Source organism: Yersinia sp. LJYL362, from assembly GCF_048323875.1.
This window is the reverse complement of the sequence record NZ_JBLWEX010000277.1, coordinates 1-18,935: the sequence shown is the minus strand read 5'-3', so window position 1 is coordinate 18,935 and position 18,935 is coordinate 1. Positions and strand designations below refer to the sequence as shown.

The following is an 18,935-nucleotide window of genomic DNA, read 5'->3' as shown; positions in this document are numbered from 1 at the left end:
CTTCCATTTGGTAGCAGTGGAAGACCATTTTTAATACAAAAGTATCTAAAGTATAGTAGGTACCAATTTGATACTAATGATGCAATAGGAATGTAATGACCACTTATCAGCCCCTGACACCTAAAAATAAATCGGTACCTGATAGTGCCATCGAGCAAGAAAAGTGCCCAATGGTGCAATTTGTAGAACTTATTGCTGGGAAGTGGGCAATACCTATTCTCTATCGTTTGATAGTGACTGCCGCGCCTATTCGATTTGGTGAGCTTCAACGGGCGATTGCCCCTATTACCCAAAAAGAGCTCACTCGCCAGCTACGTGCTTTCGAGCAACGTGGGCTGGTTTATCGCAAGATCTATGCCGAAGTACCACCGCGGGTTGAATATGAGATTACTTCATTGGGGAGAACACTAAAGCCAACACTGGACTCCCTGGCGCAGTGGATGAGGGACCATCATAGGGAGCTTAATAGCGGTTTATAGCGCAGGTTATTAGAAAATCGAGAAAAGGCTGATTTTTCGCAATCTAGATTTTGGCTATCGCGTAAAGCAAGTTGGATGTACTACATTTAATATGCTGCTCATTAATTATGCAGTATCGAAAATGGCAACAATAGTTTCAAGGAGAGAGTATGAGTAAGATAACGGGTTGTTGTTCAGAAGATAGTCATCCAAATAGCCGAAGGAAAGTGCTAAAAGCCGCTTTGGGCATCACCGCGGCCAGTGTTATTGGTGGAATTGGGCTAGGGCTGCCTCAAGTATCATATGCTGCCTCTCTAACACGAGAAGAGCGGGATAAATTAACGCCCGAGCAGGTAGTGGAAGGTTTGAAGCAAGGTAATACAAGATTCGTTTCCGGAAAAATGCAGCAACACGATTATCTCGCACAAAAGCGCAGTAGTGCAGAGGGGCAATTCCCCTCAGTCGTTATCTTGAGTTGTATTGATTCCCGAGCACCTGCGGAAATTATTTTCGATACGGGGATTGGTGAAACATTCAATGCCAGAATTGCCGGCAACATTTCTAATTACGATTTGTTAGGTAGCTTGGAGTTTGCTTGTGCTGCTGCGGGTGCAAAAGTCATTTTGGTTATGGGGCACACTGCTTGCGGGGCCGTCAAAGGGGCTATCGATAATGTTGAACTTGGTAATCTGACTGGTCTTCTCAATAAAATTAAACCTGCAATCGATTCGACACAATTTGATGGTGAGAAGAGCGGGAAGAACGAAAAGTATGTTGATGCTGTAGCGAAAAATAATGTGAAGCACACTATTGATGAGATACGTAAAAATAGTGAAATAATTAATAAATTAGAGAAAGAAGGGAAAATAAAAATAGTGGGTAGCATGTATAATCTAAATGGCGGAAAAGTCGATTTCTTCATGTAATAACTTGCATTTTCTATTCCCCTTGGATATATCAAGGGGAATGTGGAAATAAATCACAGTGTTAGCAGTAATTTATCAATCCTATAATGCTTTTTGTTGACGTAACCCTCTTGGTCGAAATTAAATTTTGTGGTTATATGATGAAAGTAAAACGTGCACGATAAGGCAGTAATCTCTATAGAGTAATGAGAAGGCATTGACTCACCGCTTCGTTATATAAACGGTATGATTAATAAATAAATTTTATAGATAGGTGTAAAGAGAGCCTGTAATGTTACTGTTATGTATTAATAGTAAATAACTTGATTTGATATTATTAAATAATATTTATTCCTTGAGTTTTTTAATTATTATTGTATGTTAACTCAGTGATTACCTGCTGTTTTTGAAATGAATAAAACAAAGAGTAGATACTCTAAATGGAAATATCTACTTCATTGCTCTGAGCTATTTAATTATAATCGTTAATGTATTGATTGGTTTCATTATATTATGATATTGCTACTGATTTCATACCCACACTAGGGGTGCGGTTTTGCATTAAAAATACATTTACTATATTAAATATAATTAAAAAATATAATTTAATTGGTTTTATTCATTAAGTAAACGCAATACTAATCACTAGTTCTCTTATCACATCTATAGTGTGATTTATTTTTATTAACTGAGTGAATATATTTGTAGGGGTTATTTATGTATGTTGATACAGTCTCTGTTGTTTCTGGCAGTAAATTCATTGATATTAATGGTAAAGGAGTGATTGATTATGAAAAAGAGATATCACTGGATTGCTGTATGAACAAAATACACTTCCACTCTAAAAAATTGACTATTGATATTAATGAAAAACAAAAGAGATTGGTAATGTGTTTGTTTAATGATGTTAATAGGAAGCAAGACATTATTAAAGTTGTTTGGTATGAAAACCATAAAAGCATTTCTGATAATAATTACCATCAATTGATTCATAAATTTAGAGTGCATTTGAAAAATGCAGGTATTCCAGATGGCATTGTTAAAACCATTAATAGATATGGGCTGAGATTAGACTCGGGGATACTTAGTGCAATGGTATCTAATCAGATGACAGATAGGTTTACCGGCTATTAATAATAGAGGGTTATTTATTCTGTTTTTATGCTGAATTTACGATGTTTGAGAGGTAAGGGTGTTATCACTTTTTAATAAGATAGTCATAACACCCTATAAAATACTAATTGATAATAAAAGGTATATATTGGAAATTGCCATTATATTATGTATTTTTTATCAGATTTATGCTGGTTTTAATCGGGTAATGGGTAAGGATAAACGAACTGTTCCAGTATTATATGAAGGAGAGACTGCTGGGACCAATGATTTTAATGAAAAAGTTGAAATGATAGCTGAAATTAAAAAATACTATTTTTTTAAACAAAAAAATAGTGATAATAAATCAAAAAATGAAACCAAAGATGGCACTGATTTATATAACTATCCGATTTATATAGGGGCTTTAAAACTAGTCGGTGTGTTAGAGCATACGAAAGAAGAAAAATCTATTGCAATTATAGAAAGTAGTGGAAAACAAAATTTATACTTCGTGGGTGACGAAATAGAGAATGATACAAGTATTACTATTGTTAGAATATTAAATAATAAAATTATAATTAATAAAAATAAATCATATCACTCTCTGAATATATTATAGTTACGTATTCTATGTTACCAGTGTAATGAGGCTTTTATGTGCCGAAATAATATCAATATACTTTGTAATTTAATTTGGTTTTTATTTAAGTTTGTTGTTTTTTATGCTATTTTTCCTATAGTAGGATATACAGAGAGCTTCTCTGCTTCTTTTAGAGATGCTGATATAAAAGAATTTATTAATACTGTAAGTAAAAACATAAATAAAACTATAATTATGGACCCAAAAGTACAAGGGTTAGTCAGCGTTCGTAGCTATGAGCTATTAGATGAGGAAAAATATTATCAATTTTTTTTGAATGTACTGGATGTTTATGGTTATACCGTGGTCGAAATGCCAAATCATATCTTAAAAGTTATTCCCACAAAACGTGCAAAAGGTTCCGTTGTTCCTCTGCAAGATAATGCGGAAAATCCCCAAGGTGATGAGCTCATTAATCGCGTATTTAAGCTTAAACATCTACTAGCTAAAAACTTAGCTCCGTTACTACGTCAGTTAAATGATAATTCGGAATCGGGCAGTATTGTTAATTATGACCCTTCAAATGTAATATTAATTACAGGGCGTGCTGCAGTAGTAAACCGTTTATACGCTATTATTAGTATATTAGATCAACCGGGAGAGACAGAAGTTGAACTCTACCAACTGAATCATGCTGTCGCCGCTGATATTATTAAATTAGTTAATCAAGTTATTAACCCAGTAAATACTACAGCCAAACAAGAGTCATTCAATACCGCAACAGTGATTGCGGATGACCGAACGAATTCAGTGATAATCAGTGGTGATCGCCATATCAGGAAAACAGCTATTCAAATGATAAAGAGGCTGGATCATCAACAAGATAGTTATGGCAGTACTAAAGTTGTTTATATGAAATATGCGCAGGCATCAAAGTTATTAGATGTGTTGAACGGTGTCAGTCAGGGGAGCCAGAGTGATAAGACTAAAAAAAAATCGGGGAAGAGTCACATCAGGAATGTTTCAATCAAGGCTTATGACCAAACCAATGCCTTAGTGATTACTGCTGATCCAAAAGTAATGAAAGAATTGGATCAAGTTATTGAAAGATTGGATGTTAGACGGGCGCAGGTTCTGGTAGAAGCTATTATAGTTGAAACTCAAAATGGAGAAGGTCTAAATCTTGGCATTCAATGGGCTAATAAACTTTATGGCGGAGCCAATTTTCTTCAAAAACCAAATAGCACACAAACAAATAATAGCAGTGGAAACCCTATACCAATGATGATTGCAGGGTTGACGGCCGGTTTTTATAAAGGAAACTGGGATGGTCTTTTCACTGCCCTGGCAACTAATTCAAATAATAATATTCTTGCTACTCCGAGTATTGTCACTCTGGACAATATGGAGGCAGAGTTTAATGTTGGTCAAGAGGTTCCAGTCCTTACCTCAACGCAAACTACAGCGACAGACAAAGTCTATAACTCGATTTCGCGGCAATCTGTGGGGGTCATGTTGAAGGTCAAACCACAGATAAATAAAGGTGATTCAGTTCTACTAGAAATCCGGCAAGAGGTATCAAGTGTTGCTGATAGTTCTGATGTTAATGCAAATAATCTAGGTTCGGTCTTTAATAAGAGAGTTGTTAATAATGCTGTATTAGTTAAAAGTGGAGAGACCGTGGTAGTGGGGGGGTTACTGGATAAAAAAATCAATAAGATAATCAATAAAGTTCCTTTATTGGGTGATATCCCCTTTATCGGCGGTTTGTTTAGACAAAGCAAAGAAAAAGTTGAAAAAAGTAACTTAATTCTCTTTATTAGGCCAACAATACTCAGGGATACAAGTGACTACAGCCAAGTTACAGTAGATAAATATGCTGAATATAATAACTTACATTCTATTAATTCCAGTATGGAAAGACCAATTGATATTGTATCGGATAGAATTAGCTATGATGCTTTTAATACACTCAAGAGTGACATAATAAAATTTTATGAGATAGTTGAGATAAAAATATGAGCCAAGATAAAGTAGAATCGCTACCACTCACTTTTAGCTGGGCAAAGGATAATGGCGTGATCTTATCTCCTGCCGACAAAGGATATCAACTTATCTGTCGTAATTCCGCTTCCCTCGACGCAATACTGGAAGGTAACAGAGTTGGGAATAAACCTATTTCAATTAATTTCGTTACTGACGATGAATTTGATAATAGCCTTGCGGCAGTATACCAGAATAGCTCAATGCAATCGCATAAAATAATGAACTCTATCAGTGATGAAATAGCCATTTACTCATTTAATGGTGAACTCCCTGTGAGTGAAGATTTACTCGATAGTAATAATGAAGCACCAGTAATAAAGCTAATAAATACAATTTTGGCAGAGGCAATTAAAGAGTTAGCATCAGATATCCATATAGAGTCTTTCGGTGAAAAAATCACGATAAGGTTTCGTATTGATGGCGTATTAAAAAATATATTAGAGCTGCCGCGACGAGTTGCATTATTATTAGTGTCACGGGTTAAAATCATGGCAAAGTTAGATATCGCTGAAAAACGAGTCCCACAGGATGGGCGTATCGCACTGAGTTTAGCCGGTAAAGCTTTGGATGTTCGAGTCTCGATATTACCAGTAAATCATGGTGAACGTGTGGTCATGCGGTTGCTAGACAAACATAGCCTCAAATTAGATTTAGAGTCTTTGGGGATGTCACAAAAAAACTGCCATCTAATGAAGACATTGGTTCTCAAACCTCATGGTATAATATTGATTGTTGGCCCAACAGGCGTGGGGAAAAGCACCACACTTTATGCTGCTTTAATGGGAATAAATGCCAGTGAACGGAATATCATGACAGTAGAGGATCCTATTGAATTTGACATCGATGGCATTTCCCAGACGCAGGTTAACCCGAAAATAGATATGACTTTCTCACGCAGCCTAAGAGCTATTTTGCGTCAAGATCCTGATGTTATTCTTATAGGTGAAATACGAGATATCGAAACAGCACAAATAGCAGTACAAGCCTCATTAACTGGGCATTTGGTATTATCAACATTGCACGCCAACAGCGCTATCGGTGCCGTCACCAGGCTCAAAGATATGGGGATTGAACCATTTATGTTATCAAGTTCATTATTGGCTGTATTATCTCAACGCCTGGTTAGAAAGTTATGCACTGAATGCCGAAAACAATATGATTCCCCACATGAAATATTGCAAGAGTTAATTGGCCCTGAGAACCTATCTACAGATAGGTACGGATTTAGTGCAGTAGGTTGTGATAAGTGTAATACGGTAGGCTATAGAGGAAGAATAGCCTTACATGAACTGCTGATTATTGATACCAATTTGCGTGAAGCTATTTATAAAGGAAAAAGCGAGCTTGATTTAAGTCAGTTAGCTAAACAATATACTCGTAGCATAGAACAAGATGGAATTGACAAAGTTATCGCAGGTTTTACAACAATAGAAGAAGTAATGAGGATAAATTTAGAGGAAAAATATGCCTGTATATGAATATACAGCTAAAAATAATAAAGGAATTAAAATAAAAGGGAGTGTTGAGGCTGATAATATATTAGCCGCAAGACAAGTTATTTATCAAAAAAAACTGTGTTTATTAAATATAAAGATAAAACGCATCAATAGATTTGCGCAATGGATGACATTTTTAAATACTATAAATAATAGAGATCTTATTTTAATCACCAGGCAAATGTCTATTTTAGTCAATGCAGCAATCCCATTAGACGAAGCTTTAGCACTAATTGAAAATCAAAGTACGAAGAGTAAAGTAGATAGAGTGATTCATAAGATAAGGAAAAGAATCCTTGAGGGACATTCCCTTTCCGATTCTCTCTCACAGTTTCCGGCCATTTTTAATTCTCTTTACCGATCTATGATTGCAGCAGGGGAACTATCGGGTCATTTAGGTCTCGTATTATCTAATCTTGCTGATCATATTGAGCAAGCACGAAAGGTAAAAAGTAAAATAACTCAAACGTTAATATATCCAGCGATTTTGGTTTCGGTATCTATAGGGGTTATTGCCATACTGTTAACGCTGATAATCCCTAATATAATTGAGCAGTTTGTTTCCTATGATAAAGTGTTACCGTTATCGACCAGAGTACTCATGGTTACCAGTCATTGGATTGAGGTCAACATTTTATCTATTATTATAATTTTAGTTATATTTTTATTTAGTATTTATGGAATATCGAAAATAAGAAAAGTAAATAGATTTATTGAGTTTTTCTATTTAAAACTACCCATATTTGGTAGCTTAATATTCAAGCTAAATATTTCTCGATATATGAGAATGATGGAAATTCTAAGTTCCAATGGAGTTAACTTGATCAGATCGATGGATATTAGTACTAGTGTAGTTACGAATTTATATATTAAACAGAGATTAGATGATGCAGTTATATTAGTCAGTGAGGGCGGTAGTCTATCATCATCTTTATCAAATAGTCGCATTTTCTCACCTATGACTATACATATGATCGCTTCAGGCGAACGTAGTGGGAAATTGGATGATGTGTTAAAAAAAATAACAGATATACAAGAGCAAGAGATAATTGAAGAGATAAATGTATTTGTGATATTACTGGAGCCGGTAATAATGATATCTATGGCTTCTTTTATATTTTTCATTGTATTGGCAATCTTTCAACCGATACTTGAAATGAATAATTTGATTTTTTGATTTTAACTTAAGGATATATATGAGGAATATTAAATTTAGGGGGTTTACATTATTGGAAATGATGGTGATTATTTTAATATTAGGGTTGCTTGCTAGTTTGACTATACCTAGTGTAATGAGTAATAAAAATAGAGCTGATCAGCTAAAGGCGTTAAGTGATATTGCCGCCATAGAAAATGCTCTGGATATGTACAAGTTAGATAATGGTTATTATCCAACGGAGTCTCAAGGTATTAGTTCATTAGTTATCAAACCAATAGAATTACCGATACCTAATATTTATCCTAAAAATGGCTATATTAGGCGTTTACCTAGCGATCCATGGGGTAATCCATATTTGATAAATAATCCCGGTCGGCATGAAGAAATTGATATATTCTCATCAGGACCAGATAGAGAAATAGGGACTGATGATGATATAGGTAATTGGTCTGCATCATTTTCTGAAACTAAAAAAGATAAAGACTGATAAAACTGAGAACCATAGAAAGCTAATAGGTGATTATTTGCCAAGTTATAATGGTTTTACATTATTAGAATCTTTACTCTCGATGGCTATTTTTTCCGTAGTGGGTATTAGTCTTATGCTTGTTATTAGTGAACAATTGATACAGGTGAAAAATCTAGAAAATAAAATAGTGGCTTCTTTGGTGGCTGAGAACATATTAGTGGATATTAAATTAACAAAAAATAGTCAAAGTGAAAATTGGCAAAAGGGAAGTGATTTTATCATTAACAATTTATGGTATTGGCAGTCAAAGGAAATAAAAATGAAAAATATTAGTGTTATTACTATTGAAGTTCGCAGCCAAGAAAATAGCAAGGTTCCTGATTTCATTCTGGAAGGATACCGTATTATTAATGAATAAAAAAAACATCCAAGGTTTAACGCTATTAGAGATTTTACTAGCCATAATTATATTCACTTTGATAAGTTTGACTGTTTACCAGGCTATTACCGTTACCAGCATAGGAAGTCGTGCCATTAATATAAAAGCAATGCAAGTTAGTAGGTTGCAAAGGATTGTTAACATGTTGGAACAGGATATTTCACATGCGGTTATATACTCTCAATTTAATGAGAAAGAAATAATTCACAATGGCATTAGAAGTGGTGCGTTATTTCTGGATAGTGACGATTTTGGTATTATGTTTTTATGTGACATAGGTATTAACACAGACTTGGCATATTATTCACAATCACAAATTTTTGGGTATCGTCTACGAAATGGTCATTTGGAAAAGTTAACATATAGTTTGAATATTAAACAGCCTAAAGTATTAAAAATTCTAGATGGCGTTACGGCATTCCGCATTCATATCTATCATAAAAATAGATGGTTAAATGAGTGGACCGATACGAATTTTTTACCCGAGGCAGTTGAATTAATTATTGAGATGGAAAATATCGGGATTATCAGGAAAAAAATCATCTTATTGAACTATGCTGTTTAGCGAATGGTGAAAAAGTGAAACAGAGAGGCGCAGCCCTATTACTTGTTCTGTTTAGCATTCTGCTGATGAGTACAATGGTTTCTACCACCTATTTGTATCTATCAAATATGATCTATTTTGTTGGAGATAGCAGAACCAAACAAGATGATAAACAGTTACTGTTAGGTTCTGAGGGTTTTTTTTTAAATAATATAACCAAAGAGATTTTAAATGGTGAGGGTTTTGGTGGTACCTATTCTAAGTTATTAACATCTCCTTCAGCTATCAGTATAAATAATAGAGATGTAAATTATAGCTTAATTGACAGAACAAGTTGCTTCAATGTAAATACTCTTTATGACTCTTTTAGTAATATGAGTAAAAATAATAAATATTATCCGTGGCTAGTATTAGATAACATCTTACAGTTAAATAATATTGTTTCATCTGTTATCAATAAATTAATGACAATACTTATCCAATATCCATCATATACATCTAATTTAGACCATATTGATAGTTTCTTTTTAGCTATAGGACAAGCTTTCCAGAAGGATAACTCAATTGATAAAATACTCAATATTAGCAGTGAAAATTTCTTGTATATAGCCCCACTAGTTTGCTCTAGAAATGATAATACATTGCTTATCAATGTAAATATGTTGAATATTAAAAGTAGTTATCTGGTACAAGCTATTTTTATGAACGAAATTACGGAAAGTGATGTGTATAAGGTGATTTTATCTAAACCTGCTCAAGGATGGTTAACAGTTGAATCTTTCTTTGAATCCCTTGCGAATAATTCATCGGTTGACATAGATAGAATAAATGAATTGAAAAATATTGGAATATTGAAATTTTCTAATGATGAATATTATTTTTCATCTAACTTTAAAGTTGATAATGGTGATTCTCAGTTGATGAGTCTTTTTCATGTAAAGGGGAATGCTATTTCCGTATTACACCGAAGGTTTATCTTATAATGGATAACGTAAAAAATGCAGGTTTATCCTCTAAAACGCTGATTATTAGATTGGGTAGTCATGCAACTGATCCTATTTACTGGTATACCGAAGTGGTAGATGAGGGGCATAGAAAATCAGGGCAGTTATGTGATCATACAAAATTAGATAATATTCCGTTTCTTTTGAATTATAATGTGAAGATATTAGTTTCAACGAGTTATGTTATTTTTAGGAAAATAGATGTAATAGACAGGGGGATTTTAAAAAGTGAACAATCACTTGCGTTCTCTATTGAAAAAACAATTGTTAGTAATATCGAGAATTTCCACACTGTGATATTAAAATCAGACCGCAATTTTTGTTATGTAGTTGCCGTTGAGCATGAGTTAATGAGCCGTTGGTTGGGATGGTTAGCAGATGTAGGAATCTCTCCCACCGTCATGATTCCAGATGTATTAGCGCTACCATTTGATGATGGAAGATGCGTTCCAGTGAAGCTGGGTGATGAATGGTTAGTAAGGAACAGTGAAGTATCGGGTTTCTCAGTTAATGATGATATATTTAAAAAATTATGTTTATCAACTCTAATATTTTGTCCTGAAAATAGATTTAGTCATGTTTATAACCAAGCTTCGGGTCTTCATGCTACGGGCTATTGCGATGTATTACGCATTATGGCAAATAATATTGAAAATAATCATGTTAACTTACTGACAAGCCGATATTATCGCCATAGGAAAAAGACTATTAGTAGTGCTTCTTTTTTTAGATCTGTTTACTTGTTTTTTTTATTATCTATCGTGATGTGTTTTAATTCCTGGTGTTACAAAAATGATATATTGAGAGATATTCATATGCTAGATGTAACTTTGCAAGATTTCCATATTCAATATCCATTAGTGCAACAATATGCAGATGAAGATAGTATTAATGTCAATAAGGATTTTTATCATTCAAATGAGAATGTAATTAAGCCGGATTTAATTTTTTTACTGCATGGCTTAGTTGAAAATTTTAACAAATTAGACATCACGATAAAAAATATCATTTTCTTCAATGATAAAAACAAAGCTAACTTTAACATGAGAATTATAAACGTAGATGGGATAGATCAAGTGTTAAATAAAATGTATCAAAAAAATAATAAACTGAATATCAGTAAAATAACTAATAAGGATGGAACATGTAATATTATATTTGACTATAACTTATGACCTTAAAAAATATTGTGACTATTTCTACATTGTTTATAGCACTTGGTTTTTTTTGCTTTAGTGTGAACACCTCATTGGAGGTTAAAGAGCTATTAACAAAATACTCCCTATTGAATAGTAAACTTGTTGGTTATTCATCTTTAGCTGAAAGGATAAAAATGGAAAAGGTTTCGAAATCTAAGGTGAACGATCATTTAAGTGATCGTGTTAGTAATATTTTAAATACATTATTTAATGATGGGGTCATTAATATTAAACTTACGAATATGACTCAAGATTATATTTCATTCACTATTGAAAATAGTGATATTATTAAGCTTATTGATATTTTCTTTACGCTGACACAGAATAAAAATATTGAAATAAGTTATTTAGATGTAAGGTTTGTTGAAAGTGGTGATTATATTAATTGCGCTATTATTCTGCGGAAAAATTATAGTAAGGTATCTGCAAATGTCATTTGATATGTTTTTTTTAATTAGTGTTTTGTTTTATTCAGTACTTGGTCTATGTGTGGGGAGCTTTTTAAATGTTGTTATTTATCGCCTCCCTGTAATGGTTCTCAATAGCGTCCCTACAAATACAATGAACAGCAAAGATGTGAATTTTTTTAAAAACAGATTTAACTTATGTTTCCCGAGATCTTTTTGTCCAAATTGTTATCAGCCTTTAAAATTGGAGCATAATATCCCTCTATTGGGATGGTTACTTCTACGTGGTATGACTCAATGTTGTCATCAAAGAATCAATCCACGATATATAATCGTAGAGTTATTGACTCTTTTTTTGACACTATTTTCAGTTTTTTTTATTCAAGATGGATACTTGATATTTTGTAGCTTATTATTCTTGTGGGCTATTATTCCCTTGGCTTTTATTGATATTGAACATTACATTCTTCCTGATTATATTACGTTACCATTGCTATGGTGTGGGCTTATTATTAATATAAATAATTCATTTTCACCTTTATCATTTTCTGTTTTAGGGGCGGTTACTGGCTATATATTTTTGTGGTTCCCTTATTGGATATTTAAAGTTTTTAAAAATATAGATGGTATGGGATACGGCGATTTTAAGCTAATGGCAGCCTTGGGGGCTTGGTTCGGCGTCATTGCCATTCCATTTTTAGTCTTACTTTCTTCCTGTTTTGGAATTATTGCATATATTATTATTAATAAATTACTCAAGAAAAAAATAGAATATTTAGCATTTGGCCCTTGCATTGCTTTAGCTGGAGTTGTGTATTTGTTCTGGGGAAAGTATATCAATTTCCTGTTTTACTAAGGAAGGGGGCCATAATGCTTTCAAGTTCACGACATTTTATTTTTGTTTCTTTTTTATTACTTTTTATTTCTTCATATCTAATTTTTGTCAGGGTTTTTATATGAGTGTACAATTCATTTGAAACATTAATCTCATTTTTAGTTATCATTCTCATCGCAGTATTAATTATTTCTCTTTCATTCGGTAGTTTTTCTGTTTTACAGTTTTCTTTTAGGAAAAATACTCCCGATGTTAACGCTGTTATTTTTTCTACTTTGAATTTATCATCTATACCGTTTTTATTATTTAACTGACATCCCAAAAAAAATGGAGTGAGTAAGATAATTATTTTTACTTGTCGTAGTCTCATATGTTCCTTTTATGTGGTTAAGTTTTATTACTATTTTATAAATTGTATCTTATAAAATAGCTCTTGATGACATTCGTTTTTTGTTATTCGTTGTTTTTTATTGATAGACTTCCTCGGTGGTAATGTAATTTATTCTTTTTTTAAATTTAGTTAGAATTTATTGTTTTTGATTTTTTTATGCCTTTATATTAAGGTCTGATGATATTATTTCTGTTAGTTTATAAAATCATGTCTTTAAGTATGAGAGATAAAATGGACGAAATAATTCTTGGAGATATTATTTTTACTCCACTAAAAAGGACTCTTAGTAAGGGGGGCTGTGTTTCCAAGATAAGGAATAAAGAAGCTGAGGTGTTGTCTTTATTGTGTTCTCACTACCCTGAAGCCCTTTCTCGTGAAGATATCGAAGAGAAAATATGGGAAGGTAGCTATGTTACTGATAATACATTGACGCAAACAATTAGTAATTTACGTCATGCTCTGGATGACAAGGAACATGAGATAGTCACTACGATTCCTAAGAGAGGATACAGCATAGGTATTAAGCCAGATTTTACTGACACTTTTTCTGCCAAAAATTTGTCTATTACAAACACCAATACCTCAGATAGCCTTAATATTGAAATGAATAGTTCTTCTTCAGAAGATATTAGTTTAGCTAATAAAATTATTACTCTCATTTTCTGCTGTCTTTGTTTGTTTTTTTCATTCAGTATGACATTTTACTATTATCAGGTAAAAATAATTAACGTAAAAAAATTACCTATCTTGGTGAATTTAGATGAAACGCAGGATAAGGAATTTTTGTCATCTTATAACAAATCTCCGTACATCTTTTTAAAAAAACAAAAAAATGGTGATTACAATGCCTGTAAATATCAGAATGGAGCATTGCAGTGCGAAAAAAAATAATACAAATAATGTGTACAAGTCTTTTTGTTAGTGTAGGGCTAGGGTATATCTTGGGACGCATTTATTCATTTTATCATCCCATGAATTGTTTGGAAGGGTACTGGGAGATTAATTATGACCTTAATAATTTTAGAAAAGGTTATCATGTTTGTTCTAGAGTCAGTGTTTTAGACAGAGAAATAAATGTATCTGCAGACGTATATGATGGAGGCGATTATGTGAAAGCTAGACGTGATATCATTTTTAATGTACTAGATGTTAAGAGGAATATATTTATTGGTAAGGTGTTGTCTCTTTCTATTGCTGATGGCAAAGATTATTATTTGAATGATTTCTTAAATACACCTTATGCCGTAAGTTATCCTATTTTTTATCAGTTAAATGAAAATACTATTTTAATGGAGCAATCACAGGGACACCCTGTTAACAGCTTGCGTTTGTTAACTCGAATTTGATAACTGAGTATGACGCTCTATTTATTGAAATATATCTGTCATATTGGATGCGTAATATTGGTTTATTACTCACAACTTAGTGTAAAAATAATGTTCTCTCGCATCGGCTCTTTTGTTATGAAACTTGTATCTGGTGTTAAGTCTATAAGCTCATTTACGAATGCAAAATTCGGGATCTTATCAGGCCTTATCTTGGTTATTAGTCTATTCTCCTTGCTCCAGCTATTTTCCATCGGGTATTTATCTCATATATTGGATAACACAAAAGATAATGTTGAAAAAACACATCATAGTCATCAGCAAGAAGTATTAATGGATCGCGCTAGAATGGAGTTATTAATTGCCAGCGATAAACTCAATCGGGCAGGTGTCTATTATATGGTGGATAAAGAAACAGGTTCTGAAGGCAGTTGGCAGAGTCTCTTGAGTGAAGCAACACAATCTATGCAGCAGTCACAAGATAATTTCCGTCAGTTGTTATTGGTTTCTGCCAATGATGATCGGCCTGAGTTTATTGCTTTGAAGGAAAGCTATCAACAGTTGTATCAAGGTCTATCAGAAATTAGTCAGGGAATGGCCAAGAACAGTAATATAGATGCCTTTTTTGAAGTCCCTATTCAAGGTTTTCAAAGTGATTTTACTGAAAAGTATTACCGTTATTTGCAGGAAAGCGAAGATAACCGCACGGTAATGGATAGCCAATTGCTCTCTTCTTTGTCCTCGGCAAAACAGGCCGTTATCGTTGCATTGGTTATTTTATTGTGTCTTGCATTCTCTGTTTGGTTAGGTGTGACTCGCTGGGTTATTCGGCCACTTAATTATCTGATTGCCCAAATTCATGTGATTGCTGCGGGAGATTTATCTCATCAGATTGAGCATAACGCTTTTACTAGCCGGGAAGTTCGGTTGTTGGCGGTCAGCATATACCAGATGCAACAAGGCTTAGTGGCATTGGTTAGCCAGGTACGCGGTGGAGTCGATGTTATTCTAACGGGCGTTAATCAAATCGCTGCAGACAGCCATCGTATTTCTGAGCAAACGCAATCACAAACGCAGTCATTGGCAGCCACGACAGAGAATATGTATCAACTTACCGAGCGTGTAAAACAGAATTCTAAGAGTGCAGATCAGGCAAATCAATTGGCCAATGAAGCCAAAAATATTGCCAGTCAAGGTGGCGATATGATGTCTAGTGTAGTTAATTCGATGGCTGATATTTCTGCGGGCTCGCAGGAGATAGCCGAGATCATCACTTTGATAGAGTCGGTAGCTTTTCAGACCAATATTCTGGCTTTAAATGCTGCAATTGAAGCTGCTCATGCTGGTCAACACGGGCGGGGATTCTCTGTTGTTGCACGTGAAGTGGGAATATTAGCACACCAAAGTGGTCATTCTGCTCTGAATATTAAACGCCTTATTGGTAACTCTTCCAAATCCATATCAGCAGGTGCGAATCTGGTGGGGCGATCTGGCGATAATTTACGTGCAATTATTGGCTCGGTTATAAAAGTGACTGATTTAATGGCCGAAATATCAGCAGCATCACAAGAACAAAGTAAAGGTATTGAAGATATCACCGCACGGGTAGGAATGATTAATGAAGTCACCCGATTGAATGCTGATTTGGTCGATCAATCCACTCAATCCTCTGAAGTGTTGCAGAAACAAATATTTCAGCTAAACCAGTCGGTGGCGCGTTTTTGTTTACCTGCCATAGTACGCCCCCCTCAACATATTAATGAGGAGGTCGCCGTGAGTTTTTAATGTGCCATGATAGTTGTTAATAATTCGCGCCAGCCAGACGGATTTCCATAATATTCACTAGCGGGTAAAGGCGTTATTTTTCCCTGATCGTTTTCCAGTGCAAATGTTGGAAAGCCGTGCCCATGTACTTTAGCCAGTAATGTGCGGCTTTCAGCAATATGCTGGCTGGATGTTATTAGTGCAGTATTGTAGGCATGAATAAATGCATCACTATTCAGCCCAAGTTCCATCGCCAGTTCAGTTAATACGCGGGTATCTGTAATACGATGGCCTTCAACATAATGAGCGTGTTGGATGCGATGAAGCATCGCTGCACCGCGACCTGCAAGTTCTTCCACTGCCAGAATAGCGGCAATCGGTGGCGTGGAGTCCATCATAACCGAGGTATCATTGAGTAATTTATTAAAGTAGCCGTCACCAAAAATTTGCCCAGTGAGCTGCGCAATACGTCGGTCATGGGGCATTACATATCCACGCCACTGGCTGTCTATCTGGCGACGATTAGCCCCAGACATCATTCCGCCACCATGTAATACCAACGTGAGTTTAGGAATATCTTGTACAGCTTGTACCAGCGGTGTGGCACCATAACACCAGCCACATAATGGATCGAAAATGTAATGTAACTTTGTGGCAGTCATCGTATCTTCCTCTATTGTCTTTTCTGGCGCGCTCATTGAGTGACGATAAGCATTAACAGTTTACTGCGGCCATTTCATTTCGTTTTTAAGTACCTTGGCACTTAATTCCAAACTGGATTCATCTTTTAGGTCGGGATAATGTTTTTTCATTGCTGTAATCAGTTCGGCTGAGTCTTTTGCTTTAGGAATTTCTGCATTTAAGGTGGTTAAATAGTTTTGGGTAAATGTCACTGATTCCAATGTTTGTGGTGCATTATCAAGATAATGTCCTGGAACCACTGTGACGGGTTTTAAGGCTTTGATTTTTTCCAGTGTTGTCAGCCAATTCTGGCGAGACTCAGGAGTTTGAGTATCGGCGACCCATAAATGAATATTGCCTGAGACCGCGACACCACCTACCACGGCTTTCAATGACGGGATCCAGACAAATGTCTTTTCTGGCGATGGCCCATCTAAGCCTTCGACACTAATTTCCTGCCCATCAACAGTAAAGCTTTTGCCTTGCAACTCTTGTGGAACAATGACTTGTGTTGGAGCATTCTCTTTGAGAATAGGACCCCAATAAGCCATTTTCCCCTCTTTAGTGGCCTTAATTTCTTCAATAGTTTGCGGTGTGGCGATGACTTTGGCTTGTGGGAATGCTTTAGTAATGACATCCAGACCGAAATAGAAATCAGGATCTGCCTGGCTGATATAAATAGTGGTCAGCTTTTTGCCGCTTTGCTTAATTTTCTTCACTAACGCTTCAGCATCATTGCGCTGAAATTGCGCATCAATCAGAGCCACTTCTGTTTTACCGCTAATAATTTCAGACGATACCGGGAAGATGCTTTTTTCTCCGGGATTATAGACTTCCATTTTTAGCTGTTCAGCGGCATGAGCTGTTGATACAGCAGCGAAAGTTGTCAGGCCCGCAAAGGCCATTTGTAATAGTGTTTTATTTAACATGTTTATTTTCCTGAGAGTGGCTGGGGTATGGGCTAGATAATAGATTGCTTATATCGATAGAAAAACCCGATAATGGACAATTGTTTGTTGCTTAAATCGAGCTAATTATGGATAGAATTACCGCAGCAGAGGTATTCGTCACCATTGTTGAGCGGGGCAGTATGATTGCCGCTGCGGAGGCTTTGGAGATGTCGCGGGCTATGGTGACACGATATTTGGCTGAGATGGAGCAGTGGGCAGGCGCTCGTTTGTTACACCGGACAACCCGTAAGCTAAGTTTAACTCATGCGGGAGAAGCGACCCTGGCGCGTTGTCGGCATATGCTTGAATTTGCTAAGGACATGGATTTAGTCGAGGGGCAAGAAAATGAAGAACTGCGCGGTTTATTGCGGATCAGTTGCTCTCAATCCCTCGGGCAAAGTGCAGTGGCGATAGCTGTTACTGACTATTTACGCCGTTATCCTCAGGTCGCAGTCGATTTACAAATGAATAACCGGTCCGTCAATCTGGTAGAGGAACGTATTGATTTAGCACTGCGCATTACTAATGATTTAGATCCAAACTTAATCGCTCGTCCGCTATCTATCTGCCATTCAGTTGTTTGTGCTGCACCGAGTTACCTGTCAGCCAAAGGAATGCCGAAAACTCCACCTGATTTGGCCGTTCACAACTGCCTGACATACTCTTATTTTGGTAAAAGCTTATGGCATTTTGATCAACAAGGCGTTAAATCATCGGTTGCAGTAGGTGGAAATCTCAGTGCCAATGAATCAGTTGTTTTACTCAGCGGAGCACTAGAGGGCGCCGGTATCACTTTGCAGCCCAGTTACTCTGCTGCACCGTATATTGCTAGTGGTGAGTTAATCAGGTTATTGCCCGATTATCAGCCGCAGGCGATGGGAATTTATGGAATCTATACTTCGCGCCGACAAATGCCAGCCACATTAAGGTCGATGCTAGACTTTCTGGTGGAGTGGTTTACTACCCACCCCCTGCCTAATTGAAACCGCAGCGGTGTTAGCCACGCGGTTACATTCTCAAACATATTTTTATTATTAGCACAGAGCTTAAATTATTTTGAATTTCATTCAGTTATCAATGAAGAGAAAAATATATTACTTATCATGCTAGTTATAACTCTGTTCATTACTGGTCATTATTCCTTAACTCATGCTATTTCTATCGTACCCGTCACCTGGAATTCGATTG

The 18,935-nt window shown here is 35.4% G+C and carries 21 protein-coding genes; 18 read left to right on the top strand and 3 right to left on the bottom strand.

Features of this window, described 5'->3' with window-relative positions:
* Positions 1-95: 95 nt before the first annotated feature.
* The 14 genes from ACNSO8_RS17810 to ACNSO8_RS17745 all read left to right on the top strand — a co-directional run bounded on the left by ACNSO8_RS17810 (position 96) and on the right by ACNSO8_RS17745 (position 12,657).
* Positions 96-479 (top strand): winged helix-turn-helix transcriptional regulator, encoded by a 384-nt coding sequence (locus ACNSO8_RS17810; RefSeq protein ID WP_019078962.1) that lies wholly within the window; start codon positions 96-98, stop codon positions 477-479.
* Positions 480-628: 149 nt separating this feature from the next.
* On the top strand, positions 629-1,384 hold the full coding sequence (locus ACNSO8_RS17805) for a carbonic anhydrase (protein WP_418395402.1): 756 nt from the start codon (positions 629-631) through the stop codon (positions 1,382-1,384).
* A gap of 696 nt (positions 1,385-2,080) precedes the next feature.
* Positions 2,081-2,497, top strand: coding sequence for a winged helix-turn-helix domain-containing protein (locus ACNSO8_RS17800; RefSeq protein ID WP_005165122.1), 417 nt, complete (start codon positions 2,081-2,083; stop codon positions 2,495-2,497).
* Between the two features lie 127 nt (positions 2,498-2,624).
* Positions 2,625-3,077, top strand: coding sequence for a type II secretion system protein N (locus tag ACNSO8_RS17795; RefSeq protein ID WP_418395401.1), 453 nt, complete (start codon positions 2,625-2,627; stop codon positions 3,075-3,077).
* 36 nt (positions 3,078-3,113) lie between these two features.
* Positions 3,114-5,060, top strand: coding sequence for a type II secretion system secretin GspD (gene gspD, locus ACNSO8_RS17790; protein WP_418395400.1), 1,947 nt, complete (start codon positions 3,114-3,116; stop codon positions 5,058-5,060).
* Positions 5,057-6,562, top strand: coding sequence for a type II secretion system ATPase GspE (gspE, locus tag ACNSO8_RS17785; RefSeq protein ID WP_411918363.1), 1,506 nt, complete (start codon positions 5,057-5,059; stop codon positions 6,560-6,562). The genes gspD and gspE overlap by 4 nt, the downstream gene beginning before the upstream one ends.
* Positions 6,549-7,757: a type II secretion system F family protein gene (locus ACNSO8_RS17780; RefSeq protein ID WP_411918362.1), complete on the top strand. Its 1,209-nt coding sequence runs from the start codon at positions 6,549-6,551 to the stop codon at positions 7,755-7,757. The genes gspE and ACNSO8_RS17780 overlap by 14 nt, the downstream gene beginning before the upstream one ends.
* Before the next feature lie 19 nt (positions 7,758-7,776).
* Positions 7,777-8,226, top strand: a complete 450-nt coding sequence (gene gspG / locus ACNSO8_RS17775) for a type II secretion system major pseudopilin GspG (RefSeq protein ID WP_057631508.1) — start codon at positions 7,777-7,779, stop codon at positions 8,224-8,226.
* A 37-nt stretch (positions 8,227-8,263) separates the two neighbouring features.
* A complete protein-coding gene (gene gspI, locus ACNSO8_RS17770; protein ID WP_072076813.1) occupies positions 8,264-8,626 on the top strand; it encodes a type II secretion system minor pseudopilin GspI in 363 nt (120 codons plus the stop codon).
* Positions 8,619-9,212: a type II secretion system minor pseudopilin GspJ gene (gspJ, locus tag ACNSO8_RS17765; RefSeq protein WP_019082434.1), complete on the top strand. Its 594-nt coding sequence runs from the start codon at positions 8,619-8,621 to the stop codon at positions 9,210-9,212. The genes gspI and gspJ overlap by 8 nt, the downstream gene beginning before the upstream one ends.
* A 14-nt stretch (positions 9,213-9,226) precedes the next feature.
* The gene (locus tag ACNSO8_RS17760) at positions 9,227-10,174 is read left to right on the top strand and encodes a type II secretion system protein GspK (protein WP_057621353.1); all 948 of its coding nucleotides are present in this window, start codon (positions 9,227-9,229) and stop codon (positions 10,172-10,174) included.
* Positions 10,174-11,370 (top strand): type II secretion system protein GspL, encoded by a 1,197-nt coding sequence (gene gspL, locus ACNSO8_RS17755; RefSeq protein WP_418395399.1) that lies wholly within the window; start codon positions 10,174-10,176, stop codon positions 11,368-11,370. Before ACNSO8_RS17760 ends, gspL begins: the two co-directional genes overlap by 1 nt.
* Positions 11,367-11,834, top strand: coding sequence for a hypothetical protein (locus tag ACNSO8_RS17750; protein WP_408576831.1), 468 nt, complete (start codon positions 11,367-11,369; stop codon positions 11,832-11,834). Before gspL ends, ACNSO8_RS17750 begins: the two co-directional genes overlap by 4 nt.
* Positions 11,824-12,657 carry a prepilin peptidase gene (locus ACNSO8_RS17745; RefSeq protein ID WP_408576832.1) on the top strand — a complete coding sequence of 278 codons (834 nt, stop codon included), beginning with the start codon at positions 11,824-11,826 and terminating at the stop codon, positions 12,655-12,657. The genes ACNSO8_RS17750 and ACNSO8_RS17745 overlap by 11 nt, the downstream gene beginning before the upstream one ends.
* On the opposite strand, the gene gspS is transcribed toward ACNSO8_RS17745, so the two are convergent.
* Complete coding sequence (gene gspS, locus ACNSO8_RS17740) at positions 12,638-13,006, bottom strand: type II secretion system pilot lipoprotein GspS (protein ID WP_019082440.1); 369 nt, start codon at positions 13,004-13,006, stop codon at positions 12,638-12,640. The two genes, ACNSO8_RS17745 and gspS, sit on opposite strands and share 20 nt — an antisense overlap.
* Before the next feature lie 252 nt (positions 13,007-13,258).
* Here gspS and ACNSO8_RS17735 point away from each other — a divergent pair, with 252 nt between their 5' ends.
* The 3 genes from ACNSO8_RS17735 (at position 13,259) to ACNSO8_RS17725 (ending at position 16,137) form a co-directional block, all read left to right on the top strand.
* Positions 13,259-13,918, top strand: a complete 660-nt coding sequence (locus tag ACNSO8_RS17735; protein ID WP_020424134.1) for a winged helix-turn-helix domain-containing protein — start codon at positions 13,259-13,261, stop codon at positions 13,916-13,918.
* Complete coding sequence (locus tag ACNSO8_RS17730) at positions 13,903-14,373, top strand: hypothetical protein (RefSeq protein ID WP_411937160.1); 471 nt, start codon at positions 13,903-13,905, stop codon at positions 14,371-14,373. The genes ACNSO8_RS17735 and ACNSO8_RS17730 overlap by 16 nt, the downstream gene beginning before the upstream one ends.
* Positions 14,374-14,463: 90 nt before the next feature.
* Positions 14,464-16,137 carry a methyl-accepting chemotaxis protein gene (locus tag ACNSO8_RS17725; protein ID WP_418395398.1) on the top strand — a complete coding sequence of 558 codons (1,674 nt, stop codon included), beginning with the start codon at positions 14,464-14,466 and terminating at the stop codon, positions 16,135-16,137.
* Here the strand turns inward: ACNSO8_RS17725 and ACNSO8_RS17720 are convergent.
* Complete coding sequence (locus tag ACNSO8_RS17720) at positions 16,134-16,778, bottom strand: DsbA family protein (protein ID WP_050160183.1); 645 nt, start codon at positions 16,776-16,778, stop codon at positions 16,134-16,136. The two genes, ACNSO8_RS17725 and ACNSO8_RS17720, sit on opposite strands and share 4 nt — an antisense overlap.
* Positions 16,779-16,838: 60 nt before the next feature.
* Entirely contained in the window at positions 16,839-17,726 is an 888-nt protein-coding gene (locus ACNSO8_RS17715; protein WP_268216047.1) for an MBL fold metallo-hydrolase, read from the bottom strand.
* Positions 17,727-17,833: 107 nt separating this feature from the next.
* Here ACNSO8_RS17715 and ACNSO8_RS17710 point away from each other — a divergent pair, with 107 nt between their 5' ends.
* Positions 17,834-18,730 (top strand): LysR family transcriptional regulator, encoded by an 897-nt coding sequence (locus tag ACNSO8_RS17710; protein WP_046050330.1) that lies wholly within the window; start codon positions 17,834-17,836, stop codon positions 18,728-18,730.
* Positions 18,731-18,935 lie beyond the last annotated feature (205 nt).

What these genes read in the sequence shown, in the direction of transcription:
- ACNSO8_RS17725 (WP_418395398.1), top strand. Translation starts at nt 14,464, where the DNA reads ATGTTCTCTCGCATCGGCTCTTTTGTTATGAAACTTGTATCTGGTGTT.
- gspJ (WP_019082434.1), top strand. Translation starts at nt 8,619, where the DNA reads ATGAATAAAAAAAACATCCAAGGTTTAACGCTATTAGAGATTTTACTA.
- ACNSO8_RS17810 (WP_019078962.1), top strand. Translation starts at nt 96, where the DNA reads ATGACCACTTATCAGCCCCTGACACCTAAAAATAAATCGGTACCTGAT.
- ACNSO8_RS17750 (WP_408576831.1), top strand. Translation starts at nt 11,367, where the DNA reads ATGACCTTAAAAAATATTGTGACTATTTCTACATTGTTTATAGCACTT.
- gspE (WP_411918363.1), top strand. Translation starts at nt 5,057, where the DNA reads ATGAGCCAAGATAAAGTAGAATCGCTACCACTCACTTTTAGCTGGGCA.
- ACNSO8_RS17745 (WP_408576832.1), top strand. Translation starts at nt 11,824, where the DNA reads ATGTCATTTGATATGTTTTTTTTAATTAGTGTTTTGTTTTATTCAGTA.
- gspG (WP_057631508.1), top strand. Translation starts at nt 7,777, where the DNA reads ATGAGGAATATTAAATTTAGGGGGTTTACATTATTGGAAATGATGGTG.
- gspL (WP_418395399.1), top strand. Translation starts at nt 10,174, where the DNA reads ATGGATAACGTAAAAAATGCAGGTTTATCCTCTAAAACGCTGATTATT.
- gspD (WP_418395400.1), top strand. Translation starts at nt 3,114, where the DNA reads ATGTGCCGAAATAATATCAATATACTTTGTAATTTAATTTGGTTTTTA.
- ACNSO8_RS17735 (WP_020424134.1), top strand. Translation starts at nt 13,259, where the DNA reads ATGGACGAAATAATTCTTGGAGATATTATTTTTACTCCACTAAAAAGG.
- ACNSO8_RS17800 (WP_005165122.1), top strand. Translation starts at nt 2,081, where the DNA reads ATGTATGTTGATACAGTCTCTGTTGTTTCTGGCAGTAAATTCATTGAT.
- ACNSO8_RS17805 (WP_418395402.1), top strand. Translation starts at nt 629, where the DNA reads ATGAGTAAGATAACGGGTTGTTGTTCAGAAGATAGTCATCCAAATAGC.
- ACNSO8_RS17720 (WP_050160183.1), bottom strand. Translation starts at nt 16,778, where the DNA reads ATGACTGCCACAAAGTTACATTACATTTTCGATCCATTATGTGGCTGG.
- gspS (WP_019082440.1), bottom strand. Translation starts at nt 13,006, where the DNA reads ATGAGACTACGACAAGTAAAAATAATTATCTTACTCACTCCATTTTTT.
- ACNSO8_RS17715 (WP_268216047.1), bottom strand. Translation starts at nt 17,726, where the DNA reads ATGTTAAATAAAACACTATTACAAATGGCCTTTGCGGGCCTGACAACT.
- ACNSO8_RS17710 (WP_046050330.1), top strand. Translation starts at nt 17,834, where the DNA reads ATGGATAGAATTACCGCAGCAGAGGTATTCGTCACCATTGTTGAGCGG.
- ACNSO8_RS17780 (WP_411918362.1), top strand. Translation starts at nt 6,549, where the DNA reads ATGCCTGTATATGAATATACAGCTAAAAATAATAAAGGAATTAAAATA.